Genomic DNA, 19544 nt, shown 5'->3' with positions numbered 1-19544 from the left:
ACACCCCCAAGTTCTTGATTTTTTTGAGTTTATAAAATACAAAGATTTGTCAAATCAACATTTTGAGAATTTCATTCCTACTATTAAGCTTGATTTTATACTACTATTCTTTTGAATAGTGGATATAAACAATCTTTGACCCATAGAAGACAACATAGTTTTTCGTCATCGAAAAATAGATATATCCATACTTCTATTGAAAAATAGTATTACATCGATTTTTCGGATTCTGCGATATTGATTCAGCGTTTCCTGACAATGCCGGTTTTAATCAAAAATGCTCCCAAAGAAAGAGCGGATCGACCGGAACATCTCACTTTGGAAGCATCTATTCATCAGGCAAAGTTCCGTTATCAAGCGGAGCTTGAAACCGTAGCTAAACCAAATCCCTCTTAAGTCTGAGCAAGAGGGTTTCTATTCTTTTTTCATTTACTTTGATCGCCTTCAACTCCACGTTTCCGATCTGTATTCCCGTAGGATCTCCCTGGTTATCGGGCAACTTACCCAAGCCCTCCAACAAGAGCCCTCCCATTGTTTCATTGACATCGGTCGGCAAATTGAGCGAAAGTTTTTCATTTACTGTCTGTATATTGGTAAATCCGTCTATCTTGTAGGTGGTTTCACTTATCTTCGTGATCTCTTGAATCTCTTCATCTTCATCGTCTTCATCGGCGATATCTCCGACAATCTCTTCCAAGATATCTTCCATGGTCAATAAGCCCGAAAAACCCCCATACTCATCAATCACCACGGCAATCGGCTGTCTGTTTCTCTGCATCTCAAGCAGGAGTTCATCCAAGGCCTTGTACTCATGGATGAGGTAGGCTTCTCTCAAAAGTCCCCGAATATTGATCAACTCAAGGTTACCCTTTCTCACCTGCGCGAAAAGGTCTTTGATGTGAAGCACCCCTATGATGTTGTCGATGTCCTTGTCATAGATCGGTATCCTCGAATACCTCTCCTCAATGATCCGATCGAGCACCTCTCCGATATCTTCATTTACATCGATGGTAAATGCCGATGTCCTCGGTGTCATCACATCCTTGGCCTTGGTTTCGTTAAACCTCAACACCCTCTTGATCATATCTTTTTCAAGATCGGTCACAACGGCATTTTCATTATCGATGATCGCTGTGATAATACCTTCTCTCACATTATCATCTTCCACACTCGTATCTCTACGAAACGTTTTTCCGTTTGCTACAATGCCCAGAGGCGGTCTTAAAAAATTCTGTAACAAACTCCCGGCGCCATCGTCCATATACGTTCCCTCCCATTTTATTTATTGCCTTTATTATAACACTTTTTTTCTTTTTTTCAATCCATAGCGAGTTACAAAACAATATCAGGTCGAAAACGCTTTCATTTCCGCAAAATATAAGAATTGAGGACGCACTGAAGCCTCTTTTCTGCAACGCCCCTTCTTCGTCCGTGCAAAGAAGGGATTCCGGAAACAAGCTTTTTTGAAGGTATGGAAGGAGAAGTTTTGAGCACTTTGTTGAAGGCTCTATGCCGTTTTCCGTTTGATATTATCCTCACGAATTGCCGAACATAACATTTCCTTTGATTGATGTTGATGATTTTGACTTTTTCATACCTGAAATCCTTTATTTTGATGACTGAAGGGGATATAGCCATACTTTTGTCAAAGCATCGTTCTACTTTCTCCCCTCAAGAGATAAAAAAAGAACTGTACTTTTCAGCACAGTTCCTTCTTTGAATGATATACTGGCGGAGAGACGGGGATTTGAACCCCGGATACGGTTCCCCGTATACACGCTTTCCAGGCGTGCTCCTTAAGCCACTCGGACACCTCTCCTCAACTCATAACTCGTTTATCTTATCATACTCTTTTAAGTTTTGCAAGATATTTTCTCTTCTTTCGTTCAAAATTTGTGATATCCAGTTTATCGTTTTTTAATTTCCCAAAAAATTATTGACACCATATATTTCTTAAGTATATAATATATGAAAAATATATAAGTTCTAGTGAAAGGAGTTTCAATTATGGCATTTTTTAAAAATCCTCAAGAGATGCATGAACATCGAGCAAAAAGAATGGAAAAAGAAGCAAGTCAACACTATGCAAAAGCAAAAAATGGAGAGGGCGACTACAACTATGGTTTAGCAAAGCGAAAGTATGAAAGCGCTAAAGAAAGTAGAGAAAAAGCTAAAGAAGCTAGTAAAAAGAATTCGACTTGGTAAAGGAGAGATAATAGGGATGGGATTATTCTCAGATCTTACAAACAGCGTGAAACAAGGCATACAAAATATGCAAGAGTATCAAAATGAAGCTCAAGCAATGGATGTTTATGAATTATGTGCAAGAATAAAACATACGAACGGAACAAAACTGATGGCATATTCTCATGTACTAAGACTCAAATTAAAAAACGAACTTTCTGAAAGAGAGTTAAGAGATCTAGGAAACGACATGAAGAGCCAACGCAATTACAACGCTTGTCTGGCTATTAAGACAGCTTTGGAAGAATATGAATAAAAGCACCAAAAACCTCTTTTGCTTATACAGAAAGGAGGTTTTTGTATTTACTCGTTCCATTCTAAATTCAACGCCCGAAAAAGCCCTTTCTTGATTATGCGAGGAAACACCACATAATTTGAAAAATCAGCATAAATCCAAGTTTATATAAAGGATATCATTCTTAAAGATATTAATAATAAGAAACTTTTGTATTTTATAAAATCGAAGAAAAATCGGAAGTTTTCCTTTGTACGATATTTCCTTAAAAGAAATAAACCGACGGTCAAAAAGAAAAATCAATTATTCGCCTTTGTACGACGTTTCCCTAACGAAGTGTCATACAAACCGTAAGAAAATTACACCCCCTGTCGTTCTGCACCCTTTTGCAGGGCGATCTTATCTTCCCTTTCAAAATGCAGATACTTTGTTCCTTGATATTCCAAGATTCCGATATCTCCTTCCGCCAAATATCCATATTCTTTGGCAGGTACTCTAAACTCGCTCCTCTTGCCCTCTTTATCTTCAAAGGTCACATAGTAGGAAGTATAGGCAGGACTGTTTCCTCCTGAGCGAACTCCCTGTCTCTTAGTTACGACAATGACGGCTTCTCTTTTCACCGGAGAATTTTGATTACGCTTAAACTCCTGCATATTTTTGACCACAACAAAGATAGCGATCCCCATCGTGATTGAAGTCACTATGATGAAAAATGCCATGAATAGAAGAATAGAACCTCCAAATACAAAACCCATATTTTCCTCCTTGTATATACTTCGTTTAAACAGGTCGCTACTTCCATATACCGCTATCGTCCGATAGGCATAGCTGTTTCGCAAGCGAAACGCCGCTTCATCTTCTACATACCGACAACTCAAACAAATAGTAGGGCAACGTTGCACAAAATCATATCTTTTTTATTTTATACAGTACAGAAATCTTGCAAAACAAACATTTCCAAGAATTTTATTTTTTGTATGAAGGTTCGTTCACTGCATTTTTTCGAATGGGCCATACCTATATAAATCCCGTAATCATCTGAATGAATTTCAAAAATGCTGCCATTTGCTTGTATGGAATTTCAAAGAACTATCTTATACTATTTTTCAATCTATGAAAAATCAATTTATCTTCTATGGGTCACAGATTATTTGCATCTACAATTCAAAGGAAGAATAGTATTAAAAGGTACCGCCCGATCGCTTCTTTTTCGAGATACACAACTCCTGTCAAGTTCTCGTTTTCGAAAATGTGTTGCCCGAAGAACATTGATTTTCGATCACTTCATTTATCAAGTTATGCTACTTTTTGGAAAGATAAGGAAATTGCCCTAAGTTTTTTTATTACACAAAGCCTCTTATGAATATTGTAAAAGCAACATCTAAAAACTTCAATAGGCAAATCAACATTTATTTCAAGTGAGAGGTTTCTCCGGTATTTCGAAAGGCGCAAAAAGAAATATTGACATTTCAAACGAAATATACTACAATTAGCTTCAATATAAGGCGTTGAAAAAGAGAGACACGGAAGTCTTCCCTCCAGAGAGTCGGTGAATGGTGAAAATCGACGGGAAGAGCCGGGTTATACACTTTGGAGCCGACACCTGAATTTCAGTAGGGTGCTCCGCTGCCTGCGTTAACGGCAAATGAGATGTGTTTGACACAATCAGGGTGGTACCGCGGACAATTCGCCCCTGTCTACATGACAGGAGGATTGTCCTTTTTTATTTCGATTTTTTCCGTCCGAACGCTAAGGGAGAAATGGAAGAAACAAATAGTATAAGGAGGAACAACATGGAAACAAGAAACGTTTATGACGTATTGCTTGAGCGAGGGTTTATCGCACAAGCGACACATGAGGATGAGATCAAGGAGCTTTTGGGAAAGAAAAAGGTTACCTTCTATACCGGTTACGATCCTACCGCAGACAGCCTTCACGTCGGACACTTTCTGCAAGCGATGGCAATGAGACATCTTCAACTTGCAGGCCATAGGCCCATCATCCTTATCGGAGGAGGGACCGCTATGATCGGGGATCCGTCGGGACGTTCCGATATGCGTTCCATGATGACGGAAGAAACCATCGCTCACAACAGCGAGTGTTTCAAAAAACAACTTTCCCGCTTCATCGATTTCAGTGAAGACAAGGCGATTATGGTAAACAATGCCGATTGGTTGATGAAACTTGAATACATCCCCTTTATTCGCGATATCGGTATTCACTTTTCCGTCAATCGAATGTTGACGGCGGAATGTTTCAAGACCCGTATGCAAAACGAGGGCGGACTGTCCTTTCTCGAATTCAACTATATGATCATGCAGGCCTACGATTTTATGAAGTTGCACGAACTGTATGGCTGCGAACTTCAGTTCGGAGGAGATGATCAATGGTCCAATATCATAGCGGGAACGGATCTGATCCGCAGAAAGAAGGGAGCTTCCACCTACGGTATGACTTTCCAGCTCCTCGCACGCGCCGACGGAGTAAAGATGGGCAAGACCATGTCCGGAGCGGTATGGCTCGATGCCGAAAAAACTTCGCCTTACGACTTCTACCAATACTGGAGAAACATCGAAGATGCTTCCGTTGAAAAATGTTTGGCTCTTTTGACCTTCCTTCCTATGGATGAGGTCCGCCGTCTCGGTGCGTTAAAGGATGCCGAAATCAATCAGGCTAAGGAAGTCCTCGCCTTTGAAGTTACCAAGATCGTTCACGGAGAAGAAGAAGCTGTGAAGGCACAAAACGCGGCAAGAGAACTTTTCGGTGCAGGTACGAGTTCCGCTGATGCTCCCACGACCGAAATCTCCAAAGAGGAGTTGGATCGCGGGATCGGTCTTCTTGACCTTTTAAGACAGGTCGGACTGTCTCCGTCCAACAGCGAAGGAAGACGGCTGGTAACCTCAAACGCAGTATCCGTCAACGACGAGATTATCAGTGATCCTAAGGCTGTAATTGACAGTTCCTGCCTGAAAGACGGGATTATCATGCTGAAAAAAGGAAAGAAAAAATTCCATCAAATCAAAGTCAAGTAACTTCGAGATTAAGCGCTTAGGAGTTCGGGAGGAAGTGCCCATAGAAAAACGCCACGAGGAAGCATTGTTTCTACAATCCTTTGTATCAACAGCTTATACTACGATTCCTTTGAGTTGTGGATATAAACCCATAGAAGATAACACGATTTTTCGTGGCCGAAAAATAGCTATCTATGCTTCTATTGAAGAATAGTATTACACTCAAAGGAGGAGAAGCTTTCGTGCCCGCAGAATCGATATGCTTCCATCGAATCACTCGTGTAGCTTCCTATCGCTTTATGTTACAAAAGCACGCTGACTTCAGCGTGCTTTTTACTATGGGATTGCTTGCCTAACGATATACCGGCACATGGGTATTTTTCCCCACATTACTTTGCGGTAGAAATGTACTCTATCCGTTTTGCAACCGCGCAAATTCATTTTATACTATTATTCTTTTGAGTTGTGGATATAAATGTTCTGTGAACAATAGAAGATAGAACAATTTTTCGCAGTCAAAAAACAGATATATCCATCCTTCTATTGGAGAATAGTATTATACTATTCTCCATGAAAATTGTTCGGTCTTGAAGTTTAAATTCTACGATTACTCAAAACGTTTCCGGTAAATATATGTTCTGTTTACTTTAGGTTTTAAACGGAGAATAGTATTATTTCCCGTGGGGTTCCGGTCGGTGTTATCCACCATTTAAATGACGAATACCATGAAAACACCGCACAATTCCAAAAAGTAGAAGAAATTCAGTTTTTCTTGAACAAACACATTTCTGAAACCCCTCATTTTAGAGCCTTTCTATATCTCCAAAACAAATGGAACATCATTTTGTGTTTTTATGCGGTACTTCCCTATTATTCGGTATCTCCATCATAACACGGAAGAGTCCCGTACAGCTGAAAGGAACAGGACTGTCGATATGCCGAAATACCGGATTCTTCCGACAACAATCTCAATGCCTTCTTTGCCTTCTTTAAAGAAGGGGGATCTCGCCTTGTCTTCCATTCACAAAGGCCGAAACAAACTTACCCACATTTGTATCACACTCTTCTACGGCCTCCCGGGAATAAAAGGCCACATGAGGTGTTATCAATAAGTTGGGATGTGTCAAATCCTTTAAATAAGCGGAATCGGGATCTTCACTCTCAAGTACGTCAAGGGCCGCAGCTCGGATCTGTCCTTTGTCTAATGCTCGCAGCAGCGCTTGTTCATCTATGATCTCTCCTCTGCTGCAATTGACTATAATCGGCGTTTTGCCAAGACCGGTCAAAAAAGTTTCGTTTATCATCTTTCTCGTGCTGTCAAGCAACGGAACGTGGATCGAGATAATATCCGCTTTTTCCCGGATGACATTCAGGTCTACCTTCTCTACAGCGTTGGCTTCCGCCATCTCATCACTGATGTAAGGATCGTACACATTTACCTTACAGCCGAATCCGCGTAACCGTTCGTTGACTTTTCTTGCAATACTCCCAAATCCAATGAGAGAAACTGTCAAATTGCTCATTCTTCGAAGCGTGTTTCCGAACTTCGTATAATCCCACTCTCCTTCTTCCTGAACACTTTTGTGATACGCATTTATCTTTCTGACACAGTTTAACATCAGTGCCAGGGTATGGTCCGCCACTTCTTCTATACAATAGCTCGGATTGTTCGACACAAGAATTCCCCTGCTCTTTGCATATTCAACATCGACCGCATTGTATCCGATAGAGGCGACACAGATGTATTTCAAGTCCGTCAGTGCATCTATGACCCTTCGGTCTATCGGTTCATAAAGGCTGATGAGCACGACTGCATCCGAACAGTTTTTTATAATGTCATCTTGAGTTTTGCAAGGCTTGTAGATCAGCTCAAAACCTTCAGCAAATTCACTTACCTTTTTGTGATCGACATCTTCGGTTATCTGGTATACTTTGATCATGGGTTTGATTCCTCCGTTTCATCATAAATATCCGTACATCTGTTCCTAAAAACCTTCTAAGGAAACACCGTACAAAGGCAAGTTTTTGATTTTCCTTCGATTTTATAAGACGTGAAAGTCTGTCATATAAATGTTTTCAAGAATTTCATCCTTCGTACAAAATGGACCTTATGCCGACTTTTCGAATTATGCGGTATCTCCCTAATACTATTATTCTTTTGAATAGTAGTATCAAATGGAACATATGAGGACGTAGCGATTACTCCCTCAAGATACCGCTTAGGCAAGAAGGCGGACAACTCCTTTCCCGAATATGAGGGACATTGTGCGTAATAGGACGGTATTGGAATACAGTTCTAATCCTTTTCCGAAAAAATCGAGAGTCGTTCGATCCGATCAAAGGCCTCTTCCAAGTGAGGGATGTCGATGGTGAGGGCAAGACGGATATAGCCTTCTCCCGCATTTCCGAAGGCAATACCGGGCAGAGCAACAATGTGAGCTTCTCTTAAGAGGATGTCACAGACCTCCGTACTGCTTAAACCGGTTTCCTTGATATTGACAAACATATACATACTTCCACGCGGAGGGATACAAGACATCTTGGGAATGGAGCAAATTCTCTTATAGGCGTAGTCTAACCGACTCTTTACCTCCTGCACGATTGGAGGAACCACGTTTTTGCGTTCTCTCAGTGCATAGATGGCAGCTCTTTGAGAAACTGAAGGAGCGGTAAATACATTGTTCTCATTGATATCTTTTATGGTCTTGATCAAAAAATCAGGTGCTATAATGTAGCCTATCCTCCATCCCGTCATCGCATAATTCTTGGAGAAGGTTCCCAGAATGATCGTACGTTCTTTCATTCCTTCGAGAGAGGCGATGGGAATAAAGGGCTCGTCAAAACTGAAGGCCGTATAGACATCATCGGCAATAACAATCAGATCATGCTTGAGGGCAACCTGTGCGATCTGTTCGAGTGTAGACTTACGAAAACAGGTTCCGGTGGGATTGTTCGGCGTATTTACAACCAAAGCTTTGGTACGGTTTGTAATAAGTTGCTCCAGCCTGTCCACATTGATTTCAAACAACTCTTCTTCAAAGGTCGGAAGGTAGACAACCTTACCTCTGCACAATTCAATCTGTTGCGGATAGGGAGTAAAAAAGGGATCGTGAATAATCACTTCGTCCCCATCATCCAAAATCGCTTCCAATGCAAGCCACATGGCATGACAACCGCTTGTCGCTATCATAACTTCCTCACGTTTAACATCCATCGCAAAGTCTTCTCTGTAATAGTTACAAATCTCATCCCTGAGCTCCGGATCTCCAAAAAAGTCGGTATAGTGTGTATGACCTGCCTTTGCATCTTCCATCGATTTGTCGATAATCAGATCATGTGTGGTAAAATCAGGATCTCCCAAACTGAAGTTGATAATATCATCATATTTGCTTAACAAACCGGCGCTCTCCCCCATGGGAGTCGAAATATCGTTCCAATACCTTTTTGAAATAAATCTGTGCTTCATTATCCATCTCCTCCTTAACGATCCATGCGGGTTTCAAACAAAACCTTGATTCCTTTTCTCTTTCGGTATGAGTTTTTCGTATTGGACAAACCTCTCGATATGGATCCTCCTCACGTTTGAGGCATAGCCTCTGCAATTCATATCTCATCTAATACTATTCTCCAATAGAAGCATGGATATATCGTTTTTTCAACTACGAAAAATCGGTTTATCTTCTATGGTCACATATTATTTATATCCACGACTCAAAGGAAGAATAGTATACTACTCTCATGACCGAAATAACAGAAACTCAGTTTCTATTATTTTAGTATAAATAGAATTTTTATTCAATATATTTTTTTACGAAAATAAATTTTCTTATAATTTTAATTCTATTGTTGACATTTTTTCTTTTTAATTCTATAATTTGTTTTAAACAGAAACTTAGTTTCTATAAAATTTGACAAGAAAGGAGTATTGATATTTTTTGAAATATCAAACGTGAGCATCATGAGTCAAAATGCTGTTATAAAAAAACCCGATCGACAAGAGGTCTCCAAGTTTTTGATACCGTCTCTCATCGGAGCATTTATATTTCTTTGTCCGATTCCATGGAATGACTCCATAAACATTCCGATCGGTATTATCTCGGATCTTCTGGCAAAGTTGATTAAGCCCTTTGCTCCCCAACTGCTCTTGTTCTTTATTTCATCATCGGCCATTGTATCTTTGATCAATCGCTTGTTTAAGCCCGCTTTTATCAAGAACAATACCTTGTTGAACAAATTGTTTTCTCCTTCACCGTATTATTTGGTTGTACGAATCTTAGGCTCAATCGCCACAGCTATGATTATTTTCAACAAGGGACCTGAGTTTATCATCTCGCCGGATACGGGAGGAACGATGCTCTCCCTTCTTCAAACTCTGATTGCATGGTTTTTTGCGGCATCGTTTTTAATGCCTTTGTTGATGGATTTCGGAATCATGGAATACACGGGAACACTACTCAAAGATTTCACACGACCCTTATTTAAGATCCCGGGAAGAGCTACCGTAGATTTGCTTGCTTCGTGGGTCGGAAACTGTAACGTAGGTGTCGTATTGACGACACAACAGTACGAACAAGGCTACTACACTGCAAGAGAAGCCATTACCATATCAACCTGCTTCTCCGCTGTATCCCTGCCGTTTTGTCTGGTTATTGCCGCAATGCTTAAGGTGGAATCCAAATTCATTCCCTTCTATGCGATTTTATGTATTACCGGGATTCTCAGCGTCATTATTATGACCCGTATCCCTCCTCTCTCTTCCTATCCGGATGAATACTATGCTCCCGTAGGTCAGAGAGTTCACGAATCCGAACCGGAGGGAATCAAAAAAGGACAATGGGCATTGCACCTGGCAGTTGAAAAAGCGAAAGAAGCTCCCGATTTCTCTCAACTTCTTTATCGAGGCTTCGATGTGTTTATGGGGATTGTCTTTAATCTTACCCCCATCGTCATGTGTTACGGTACCCTCGCTCTGATTTTGGCGACCTATACACCCCTGTTCGACTATTTGTCTCTGCCGTTCGGGTATTATCTGCAACTTTTGGGATTGGAAGAAGCATTTGCTGCCGCACCCTCAACCATAGTGGGTTTTGCGGATATGTTTATCCCCGCGATCCTGGCTGCAAATATCGCCTCTTTCAAAACACGTTTTGTAATCGGGATTTTATCCTTAGTACAAATTATCTATATGACAGAAGTAGGCACTTTGATCATAACTTCCAAAACTCCGATCGGTTTCGGCGGTGTACTGTTTTTATTCTTACAAAAAACAATTATTGCCCTGCCCATCATCGTTCTTCTTACCAACCTATTCGGAATTGCCTAAAGAGCATAGACCTATAATAATGCAAAAAAGGATTTCCGTCCTATATAGGCGGAAATCCTTTTTTATCCAATACATTCGGAAAGTACAGCCAGTAAACACCCTCTTATACTATTCTTCCTTTAAATTATAGATATAAACAATTTGTGACCCATAGAAGATAAAACGAGTTTTCGCGGGTTGAAAAACAGATATAACCATACTTCTATTGGAGAATACTATTATCAATGCTTCTCTACAAACGTCTTTGCGACTGACTGTATTGAATATTCTTCAAAATATAGCTGATACTCTCAACCGTACTTCTCAATTTCTCCTCCAACATGTCGATTCCCTTCATCTCCATCCGGGTCCTCGGTCCGGAGATACTCACATTCAGATTGAGTCTCCCTTGATGATTCTTCAAGGGAATGGATATACAAAACAAGCCGTACTCATACTCTTCAACGTCATAGGAGACCTCTTTTTCTAAAATGTTTTCCCGTTCTTTGCAATAAGACTCATAACTCATGATCGAATTTACCGTACGATATTCGGGCAACTCCGAATCGAAATACTCCTTCAACTCCTTATCGGTTTTGGAAAGAAGAAACAACTTTCCGCTCGCAGAACAGTTCAAAGGAGAAATCGGCATTAAGGTGGAAGAGATCACGGAAGATTCTCCCTTGAAGGACAATAAACAGAGCACTCTGGAATCATACTCAATATTTAAATTCACAGACTCTCCGAGCTCATTGGCAAGATTTTTCATAAACGGTTCACAAATGCTTGTTATCGTCATTGAAGAACGTACTTTTATCCCATAAAAAGCAAACAGCTTCCCTAACCGATAAACATCGGTGTCTCTATCTTTCTCCAAGTAATCGCTTTGTTCCAAAGTGTAGAGAATTCTATGCAAGCTTGCCTTGGAGATATTTATCTTCTTTTGAATTTCCATAAAAGTCATAGAATCGTTTTCAAAGATACAATCAATTACCTTTATACTCTTATCCAACATCTCTATCCTATACTTCTTATCCTTATCCGACCGAATTATTTCGTTCACAATACGCACTCCAAACTTTTTTTCTTTATTTTATACGAATTCTTTAATAAAATCAACTTTAATAAATCCAAGATAAGCAAAAACTGCCGTGAATTAGTACCCTCTTGCGATGAAAGAGCAGAGATATCCTCCTCTATACATATACAGAGATATTTGAAGCAAGCATAGGGATACACAAGCTCGGTATCAAGGATTTATACTATTTCATTTGATACTATTCTTCTTTTGAGTTGTGGATATAAACGACCTGCGACCATAGAAGATAAACCAATTTTTCATAGGTTGAAAAACAGATATATCCATACTTCTATTGAAAAATCGTATGAATTACGGATGATGCCGATTTGTACTCCGTGAAAGAGGAAACGAATGTTTGTGTTTACAAAACGGATATATCCATACTTCTCTTGGAGAATAGTATTACAGATAAATGTATGACTGTCATCCCGACAAAAAGGCATGCGAAATCCGCATGCCTTTCCCCTATCAGGTGTCTTTCCAAAATGGTCGTTGTGAACATTCGTTTTCGAGTTTTTACCGATGTACAGGCAAAGCCTTATACTATTCTGCGATAGAAGTATTGTTCCATTTATCCTGAGATGACGAACATTTCGCTTTATCTCCTACCAAGACAGAACGCACTGTCATGTAAATAAATAACCGTATTCTCTCAAAAACATACTTCCGCATCCACCCGAACTGAATCGGTGCTTTCTTACTAAAAACCATCTTTGTTATTTATATTTTCTTCTCAAACCGAAGACCAACAACAATAATCCCGGAATCGCCGAGAACGCGAACGGCATTCCCACATTGTCCAACACACCTGTCTTAGGAACAGTTCTTCTTACGCGATTTGCCTTCGCCTCCCGAACTACACCTGCAGATTCAGGAGCTGTTTGAAGTTTGTTTGTCTTTTTCGTCTGTTCTTTTATCTGTTTGGATGCCGCATGTTCGGTTTGTTCCCCTTCTCTTTGATTCGAAAGGACTTCCCGTGCTTCCTTATCCGTTCTTGCAGATACCACTTCTTCCTGAGAGTTGTTGTCGTTTGTAGGACGAGATACGACTTCTTCCGTTGTAAGCGTTCCTGTGCTTATAGGATTGTCCGATGTTGATCCGTACTCGGACATATCCCTGTCTCCTGCGTGATCAACTCGGTCTTCCCTGTCACTTCGGTCTTCTCTATCATCACGATTCGAGTGATCCGTACCGTTTTGATCCCCCGGAGTATTCGGATTCGTTCCCGGATTGCTCGAATCCCCCGGTGTATTCGGATTCGTTCCCGGATTGCTCGAATCTCCCGGAGTATTCGGATTCGTTCCCGGATTGCTCGAATCTCCCGGCGTATTCGGATTCGTTCCCGGATTGTTCGAATCTCCCGGCGTATTCGGGTTTGTTCCCGGATTGCTCGAATCCCCCGGCGTATTCGGGTTTGTTCCCGGATTGCTCGAATCCCCCGGCGTATTCGGGTTTGTTCCCGGACTGTTCGAATCCCCCGGTGTATTCGGATTCGTTCCCGGACTGTTTGAATCTCCCGGTGTATTCGGGTTTGTTCCCGGATTGTTTGAATCTCCCGGCGTATTCGGGTTTGTTCCCGGACTGTTCGAATCCCCCGGTGTATTCGGATTCGTTCCCGGACTGTTTGAATCTCCCGGTGTATTCGGGTTTGTTCCCGGATTGTTTGAATCTCCCGGCGTATTCGGATTTGTTCCCGGATTGTTTGAATCTCCCGGCGTATTCGGGTTTGTTCCCGGGTTGTCGGGATCGGGACTTGTTCCACCGCCTCCGTTATGATCCGCCCTCTTTGTATTGGTAATCAAAAATCCGTTTACCTCATCATTGATTCTTACATGGACATCATAGCCCGAAGGAACGTCGACTTCTTCCACACTGTAATCAATAACGTTTCCTCCGTCATCCTTCCGAGGAAGGTTTGCAAACACACCCTGCCACCGGTTGTTTTCATCCAAAACGAATTCGGTGCCTTCCGCCTGCCCGTTCTTGAGCAGGGCTATGGTCACAGGACCTGCAATATCTCCTACCCACTCTTTGCGGATGTGGATATCCTTGGTTGCAGGAGGCTCCTTTTCATTTTTTACCAGGAAGCCGTTCTCCATATCTCCTGTGATAACTGCACGATAACCTTGAGGAATATCTTTTTCTTCAATGGTATAGGAAATGACTTCTCCGCTCGGCATATATTTGGGAAGGGAATCAAAACTTCCCTGCCACCCGTTCTGTGCCTTCAATACCAGTTCCTTATCTCCGGGCTTTAGCACCACGGTAATTTCATCAAGGGGAGTTGTTTCACCCAGCGTCAGTTCCCACTCTTTTCTTACCGAAAGATCGACGGTTTTTGTATTGGTAATCAGTACATCGGTCTCATCAAGGACACTTACCTCCCCCTTATAACCTGCTACGCCGACTTCTTCGACCTCATAGGCAATGTCCATATGCCGATCGTCTGTCTTGGGAAGGTTCTCAAAACGTCCCTTCCACTGTGCATCCGCCCTCAACTCGAGAGTTTTGCCCTTAAATTCTCCGTTTTCCTTCAACCTCAAGGTAATGCTCTCAGGCTTGGCATCCTCCGCTCCCGCGACCCACTGTTTTTCTACATTGATCGCTATAAGCGGAATCTGTCTCTTCTTATTTGTGATCGTTCTGGTAATCCCGCTGCTTCCCAGTGTTACGGTAAGCTTTTCAGGGTTTCTCTCATATCCGAGAGGAGCCGTCTTCTCTTCGATTTCATAGATTCCGTTGGGAAGCTTGTGCTCCGTATAGGTGAAGCCTCTTTCGTTTGTAGGAGCAAGCTCAATGGGCTCCTCTGCATTCGCCGTATTTTTTATCGTAAACACAGCTCCCGCCAATCCCTTTGTCATATCATCTTCATCAACCTTGTAGAGAAAAATTCGGTTGGATACATCAATGGCAATGCTTCCGCCCTGAAGATCCTTGCTTACCGAGTGAGCACTGATCTTATCTCCCGTAGCTCCGTTTCTCGGACGAAGGGTCTGACCGTTATCTTGGATAAGGGCCTCGTTGCCTACATTGGATCCGTCCAAGGGAGCGGTCGTATAGTAGATGAAGGCATACTGACCTTTTCCGGAATTGGGTATGGTCAATTTAAAGGTCGTAAAATTGTCCAGATACTCTATGGTATAATCCCTGTCTTTTACCAAGGTTTGGATATTTCTAATATTGTATGTGTCCGGTTCATATTCCCCCTTAAGCAGCCTTATCTTCTCGGGGATAAACTGCATGGGAGCTCCTTCTCGAGAGATGTTGTCGATGACCGTAAGCGTATCGAACTCCCTTTCCGCTCTGTTGATCGCAAGTGACCAAAGATGGGCATGCTGTCCTCTCTTGCCCAAGGCGGGAGAGTCGTACGTTCCTTCCGCTCCTCCCCTTACTTCTCCTCCACGCTTACGAAGGATCTCTCCATTGACTGCTATAGGGTTGGAGACATTTCTCGCAGTGGTGATCTCGATCTGAGATACACCCGTCACTCCACCTATGGGAACAACCTTATTGTCAACGGGAGAAGGGCCCGTCTTTACCGAAATATTGACATTCCCGTAGATGTTCTTGACCATATCATAACCCTGGAGGTTCCTATACTGTTCCAAATTCTTGAGTGTAACAACCGCCTTACCTCCATCTACTCCTCCATTGGACACGAAAGCAAGATCCGCAATCGCCAGTTGTTGTCCGTTCCTAAGATTGACCTTAAGTTCCACTCCTCCTGACTGCATCGAGAACCCTTCTCCTACGCTTATTTCAAAGAAATCTCCATCGTTTAGATTCCCGTTGTACGCATCCAAATTAAACTTGGTCGTGATCGCATAAGGACCGTTGATCACCATCTTATACTTATGGTTCGTATGTTGTACCGGTTGCCCTACAAGATTTACCATCTTGAAGTCCGTCACAACGTTCTCCAATTTCTTCGGTTGTGTCTGCGCCTCTACAAAAGAGAGGTCGGACAACGACGATGCGACCAGCGTCAACAGCGTCAATAAGGCTACCATAAGTCTTCTTAATTTCATATTCACAATCTTCCCTATACCTTTCTTCCTACATAAAACACCTGTTCAAAGGTCCTTCTCCGTCCTTTTTTCAAATGAAATACCCTTGTAACAGGTTGAGGATAACTCCTGCAAGTGCGACAGGCTTGCTTGGCCAAACAGAATAAAAATCTGTGTTTCCTCAAGTTCGGTCCACCGGAATGAAGATGAAACTCTTCTTCCATCTTTATTCCGCAAAGCGTTTGCCCGATATATCCACTTCCGATATCCGAAGTCTATCTTACCCCGATCTTACAGGGACTGTTCACTTTTATTTCTGCGTACAAAAATCTTATATCCTTCTCCCACAACAAACGGGATCAAGGCAAAGGGCAGAACAAGACTCCACTCCTTCATCCCCAGAGGTACAGTCTTAAACAGCGTCTGTAAGAAGGGTACATAGATGACCACCATCATCATAACAAACGAAAATGCCGTTCCCATCACCAAGGCCCTGTTGGAGAAGATGCCGATCTCAAAGATGGTGTGTCTTTGAGACCTCGCCGAATAAGAACGAAGCAATTCCGCCATAATCAAGGTTACAAAGGCAATTGTTCTGGCTCCCTCCAAATGCTCTCCAAAATGTCTCAAGCCGTAGTAATACGCTCCCAAGATCGCTATACAAAGCGCCGCACTCTGGATCACGACCCTTTGGAAGGTCATCTTGTCAAGCACGGGTTCGTCCGGATCTCTGGGCGGAATCTCCATGATCTCACTTTCTCCCTGCTCCACACCCAAGGCAAGTGCCGGAAAACTGTCGGTGACAAGGTTGAGCCACAAGAGCTGGATAGGAAGAAGCGGGATCGGCCACTTCATAACAATACTCAAAAGTACGATCAAAATTTCTCCTATATTACAGGACAAGAGGAAGGAAACGAACTTCTTGATATTGGAATAAATGATCCTTCCCTGTCTTACCGCCTCTACAATGGAAGCAAAGTTATCGTCGGTCAGTATGACCTCCGCCGTATTCTTGGCGACATCGGTCCCGGTAATACCCATTGCAATTCCGATATCGGCCCTCTTTATTGCAAGTGCATCGTTGACTCCGTCTCCCGTCATCGCCGTAATATGACCGTTCTCCTTCAAGGCGGTGACGATCTTCACCTTGTGTTCGGGAGAAACCCGCGCATAGACCCTTTTGTCCTTTACAAGTTCTCTCATCTGCTCGGGAGTATAGGAGTCGAGCTCCTCTCCCATGATAGCCTGTGAGATGTCCTCAACCATTCCAAGCTCTTTTCCGATGGCAAAGGCAGTTTCCTTATAGTCTCCGGTTATCATAACGGGGATGATGCCTGCCTTCTTACACAGCTTGATCGCTTCTTTCGCTTCGGAGCGAGCGGGGTCGATCATCCCGACCATACCTACAAAGACCATGTCTTTCTCTATCGTTTCTATACTGATATCCGTCGGCATCTGTTCATAACTTCTGTATGCCATTGCAAGAACACGCAGGGCCTTGCTTGCAAAACCGCTATTGATCTTGAGGATCTCTTCTCTAAGTTCCTTCGTCAAGGGAAGTTTCTCTCCCTGTTGAAGGAGGAACGAGCTGTGGGACAACACGACGTCGGGTGCACCCTTCGTGAATGAAACCACTCTGTCGGAGCCGATATTCTCATGGAAAGTCGTCATCATCTTCCTGTCGGAGTCAAAGGGAAGTTCGTTCAAACGAGCATACTTCGCGTTGAACTCGTCCTGAAGCATCTTCTTCTTTCCCGCAAGAGTGAGAAGGGCTCCTTCCGTAGGATCGCCCATAACGCCCAAAGCATCTCCTTCTGTTTTCTTAAGTTTGGCATCGTTGGCAAGCAAGGCGATCTCCAAAAGTCTCTCCAAAGAAGGTACCTTCTCCGGCACCGCTTCCTCATCTCCATCCTTGATCTTACCTTCAAGGCTGTAGCCGGTGCCTTCCACCTCCAAGATCTTTGCATCAACATAGACCTTTACGACTGTCATCTCATTTTGTGTCAAAGTTCCGGTCTTATCCGAGCATATGACGGTGGTCGTTCCGAGGGTTTCCACTGCGGGAAGTTTCTTTACGATCGCATTCTTCTGTGCCATCCTGCTCATCCCCAGTGACAGAACCACGGTAACGATGGCAGGTAATCCCTCCGGAATAGCTGCGACCGCCAAACTGACGGAGGTCATAAACATCTCCAACATGGGAAGTTTTCGGATCACTCCGATACCGAAGACAAGGGCACAGACGACAAGTACGATGATCCCCAAGTCTTTTCCGAGTTTTGCCAGCTTCTTCTGCAATGGAGTCTGCTCTGTCTCGTAGCTCTGGATCATACTGGCAATCTTTCCGATCTCCGTGCTATGTCCGGTTTCTACAACAACTCCCTTACCTCGACCGTAGGTCAGTATTGTGGAAGAAAACGCCATATTCTCGCGATCTCCCAATTGGATATCTCTATCGTAAGACACCTCTGCCGACTTCTCTACAGAGACGGACTCTCCGGTCAGCGATGCCTCTTCTATCTTCAGGTTTGCACTCTCAATCAATCTCAGATCGGCGGGAACAATGTCTCCGGTCTCCAAGATGACAATATCTCCCGGCACAAGATGTTCCGCAGGTACCGACATCGGATGACCGTCACGAAGAACATTGGCATTGGGCGCCGCCATCTTTTGAAGAGCCTCGATCGCCTCCTCCGCTTTTCCTTCCTGATACAGACCGAGAAGCGCATTTACAAGCACGATGGCAATAATGATGAGTGCATCGGTCCTCTCTCCGACCGCGAAGGACACCACGCTTGCAAACAGCAGGATCAGCACCAAAAAATCTTTAAACTGATCGATCAGCTTCGATATAAAGCCTTTTTTCTTCTCTTCCTTCAACTTGTTCAGTCCGTACTTCTGTGTATTGTCACGGACCTTCTCCTCGCTTAGCCCGCTCATTTTATCAACCCCGAAATGGTCCAGGACTTCCTGAACTGTTTTTTGGTACCACAGTTGTTTTTCCATATGATCTCCCTTCGCTGCTCATCCGAAAACGCTCCGTTTTCAAAACCTGTTTTATTGCATACGTTATGTTTATACCCTATTTTCGGACAGTTAAAAGGCAGGTCTTTGTTTTTTTGTTCGATTGAGAACTCCCGCCTTCTTGAACTCCCTCCCTATTGATATGAAAAGCGAGGGCTTAACAAAACTTGTATCAAGTCCATACCGATATCATTACATATCATTACAGTTTGTTTACAGCTTGCCTTTGTCCGATGTCTCCTTATCTTGTTCGTCATTTGAATTCCCGATAACACCGATTTTTTCTTTACAAAAGAGAAAACGAATGTTTGCGGCGACAAAACGGATAGGACTGGACTGCCAGCGGAGAGTAGTATTATACTATTCTTCCTTTGAATTGTAGATATAACTAATCTGTGGCCCATAGAAGACAACATAGTTTTTCGTCATGGAAAAATAGATATATCCACACTTCTATTGAAAAATAGTATAAAACATAGATCCTTACCCAAAAATCATTGGAAGGACGATAAGCTCCAACGCATTCAATCTTTCAATTCCAATAGACAACAGTAATCCTTCTTGCATCCATAGGTATAATAAAAAAAGAGTATTGTCAAGTCATCGGCTTTTACAATACTCTCAGGGGTTTTTCGGTACC

11 protein-coding genes, 1 tRNA gene and 1 other annotated feature are annotated in these 19544 nt (G+C 42.6%); of the genes, 4 read left to right on the top strand and 8 right to left on the bottom strand.

All coding sequences use genetic code 11. From position 1 onward, the window contains the following. Positions 1-376: 376 nt before the first annotated feature. Positions 377-1261 carry a CBS domain-containing protein gene (locus tag ACFO4R_RS01870; protein WP_379787283.1) on the bottom strand — a complete coding sequence of 295 codons (885 nt, stop codon included), beginning with the start codon at positions 1259-1261 and terminating at the stop codon, positions 377-379. Between the two features lie 468 nt (positions 1262-1729). After that, positions 1730-1819, bottom strand: a tRNA-Ser gene (locus ACFO4R_RS01865). 188 nt (positions 1820-2007) lie between these two features. On the opposite strand from ACFO4R_RS01865, the gene ACFO4R_RS01860 reads away from it, so the two are divergent. Next, positions 2008-2205 carry a hypothetical protein gene (locus ACFO4R_RS01860; protein ID WP_379787282.1) on the top strand — a complete coding sequence of 66 codons (198 nt, stop codon included), beginning with the start codon at positions 2008-2010 and terminating at the stop codon, positions 2203-2205. A 16-nt stretch (positions 2206-2221) separates the two neighbouring features. Continuing rightward, the gene (locus ACFO4R_RS01855; protein ID WP_379787281.1) at positions 2222-2500 is read left to right on the top strand and encodes a hypothetical protein; all 279 of its coding nucleotides are present in this window, start codon (positions 2222-2224) and stop codon (positions 2498-2500) included. 338 nt (positions 2501-2838) lie between these two features. Here ACFO4R_RS01855 and ACFO4R_RS01850 read toward each other — a convergent pair whose 3' ends face one another. Further along, positions 2839-3234 (bottom strand): DUF2500 domain-containing protein, encoded by a 396-nt coding sequence (locus tag ACFO4R_RS01850; RefSeq protein WP_379787280.1) that lies wholly within the window; start codon positions 3232-3234, stop codon positions 2839-2841. A 744-nt stretch (positions 3235-3978) separates the two neighbouring features. After that, positions 3979-4177 (top strand) — a binding site (T-box leader). 95 nt (positions 4178-4272) lie between these two features. Between ACFO4R_RS01850 and tyrS the strand changes: the two genes are divergently transcribed. Continuing rightward, positions 4273-5511 carry a tyrosine--tRNA ligase gene (tyrS, locus tag ACFO4R_RS01845; RefSeq protein ID WP_379787279.1) on the top strand — a complete coding sequence of 413 codons (1239 nt, stop codon included), beginning with the start codon at positions 4273-4275 and terminating at the stop codon, positions 5509-5511. A 968-nt stretch (positions 5512-6479) separates the two neighbouring features. Here the strand turns inward: tyrS and ACFO4R_RS01840 are convergent. Both ACFO4R_RS01840 and ACFO4R_RS01835 read right to left on the bottom strand, forming a co-directional pair. Next, positions 6480-7430, bottom strand: coding sequence for a C-terminal binding protein (locus ACFO4R_RS01840; protein ID WP_379787278.1), 951 nt, complete (start codon positions 7428-7430; stop codon positions 6480-6482). 356 nt (positions 7431-7786) lie between these two features. Then, entirely contained in the window at positions 7787-8956 is a 1170-nt protein-coding gene (locus ACFO4R_RS01835; RefSeq protein ID WP_379787277.1) for a pyridoxal phosphate-dependent aminotransferase, read from the bottom strand. A gap of 492 nt (positions 8957-9448) precedes the next feature. On the opposite strand from ACFO4R_RS01835, the gene ACFO4R_RS01830 reads away from it, so the two are divergent. Next, positions 9449-10813, top strand: a complete 1365-nt coding sequence (locus ACFO4R_RS01830) for a YjiH family protein (protein WP_379787276.1) — start codon at positions 9449-9451, stop codon at positions 10811-10813. A 232-nt stretch (positions 10814-11045) separates the two neighbouring features. Here the strand turns inward: ACFO4R_RS01830 and ACFO4R_RS01825 are convergent, their stop codons facing one another. The 3 genes from ACFO4R_RS01825 to ACFO4R_RS01815 all read right to left on the bottom strand — a co-directional run bounded on the left by ACFO4R_RS01825 (position 11046) and on the right by ACFO4R_RS01815 (position 18886). Then, positions 11046-11855: an IclR family transcriptional regulator gene (locus tag ACFO4R_RS01825; protein ID WP_379787274.1), complete on the bottom strand. Its 810-nt coding sequence runs from the start codon at positions 11853-11855 to the stop codon at positions 11046-11048. 734 nt (positions 11856-12589) lie between these two features. Continuing rightward, positions 12590-15901 carry a Cna B-type domain-containing protein gene (locus ACFO4R_RS01820; protein WP_379787273.1) on the bottom strand — a complete coding sequence of 1104 codons (3312 nt, stop codon included), beginning with the start codon at positions 15899-15901 and terminating at the stop codon, positions 12590-12592. A 270-nt stretch (positions 15902-16171) separates the two neighbouring features. After that, entirely contained in the window at positions 16172-18886 is a 2715-nt protein-coding gene (locus ACFO4R_RS01815) for a cation-translocating P-type ATPase (protein ID WP_379787272.1), read from the bottom strand. Between the last annotated feature and the right edge of the window lie 658 nt (positions 18887-19544).

The organism is Filifactor villosus (genome assembly GCF_042652965.1).
GTDB classification, from domain to species: Bacteria; Bacillota; Clostridia; order Peptostreptococcales; family Filifactoraceae; genus Filifactor; species Filifactor villosus.
This window is presented reverse-complemented; position numbering and strand designations above follow the sequence as displayed.

Bases quoted from the DNA above. Each gene is read 5' to 3' on its own strand.
- ACFO4R_RS01850 (WP_379787280.1), bottom strand. From the start codon at position 3,234: ATGGGTTTTGTATTTGGAGGTTCTATTCTTCTATTCATGGCATTTTTC.
- ACFO4R_RS01860 (WP_379787282.1), top strand. From the start codon at position 2,008: ATGGCATTTTTTAAAAATCCTCAAGAGATGCATGAACATCGAGCAAAA.
- ACFO4R_RS01835 (WP_379787277.1), bottom strand. From the start codon at position 8,956: ATGAAGCACAGATTTATTTCAAAAAGGTATTGGAACGATATTTCGACT.
- tyrS (WP_379787279.1), top strand. From the start codon at position 4,273: ATGGAAACAAGAAACGTTTATGACGTATTGCTTGAGCGAGGGTTTATC.
- ACFO4R_RS01840 (WP_379787278.1), bottom strand. From the start codon at position 7,430: ATGATCAAAGTATACCAGATAACCGAAGATGTCGATCACAAAAAGGTA.
- ACFO4R_RS01815 (WP_379787272.1), bottom strand. From the start codon at position 18,886: ATGGAAAAACAACTGTGGTACCAAAAAACAGTTCAGGAAGTCCTGGAC.
- ACFO4R_RS01820 (WP_379787273.1), bottom strand. From the start codon at position 15,901: ATGAAATTAAGAAGACTTATGGTAGCCTTATTGACGCTGTTGACGCTG.
- ACFO4R_RS01830 (WP_379787276.1), top strand. From the start codon at position 9,449: ATGAGTCAAAATGCTGTTATAAAAAAACCCGATCGACAAGAGGTCTCC.
- ACFO4R_RS01855 (WP_379787281.1), top strand. From the start codon at position 2,222: ATGGGATTATTCTCAGATCTTACAAACAGCGTGAAACAAGGCATACAA.
- ACFO4R_RS01870 (WP_379787283.1), bottom strand. From the start codon at position 1,261: ATGGACGATGGCGCCGGGAGTTTGTTACAGAATTTTTTAAGACCGCCT.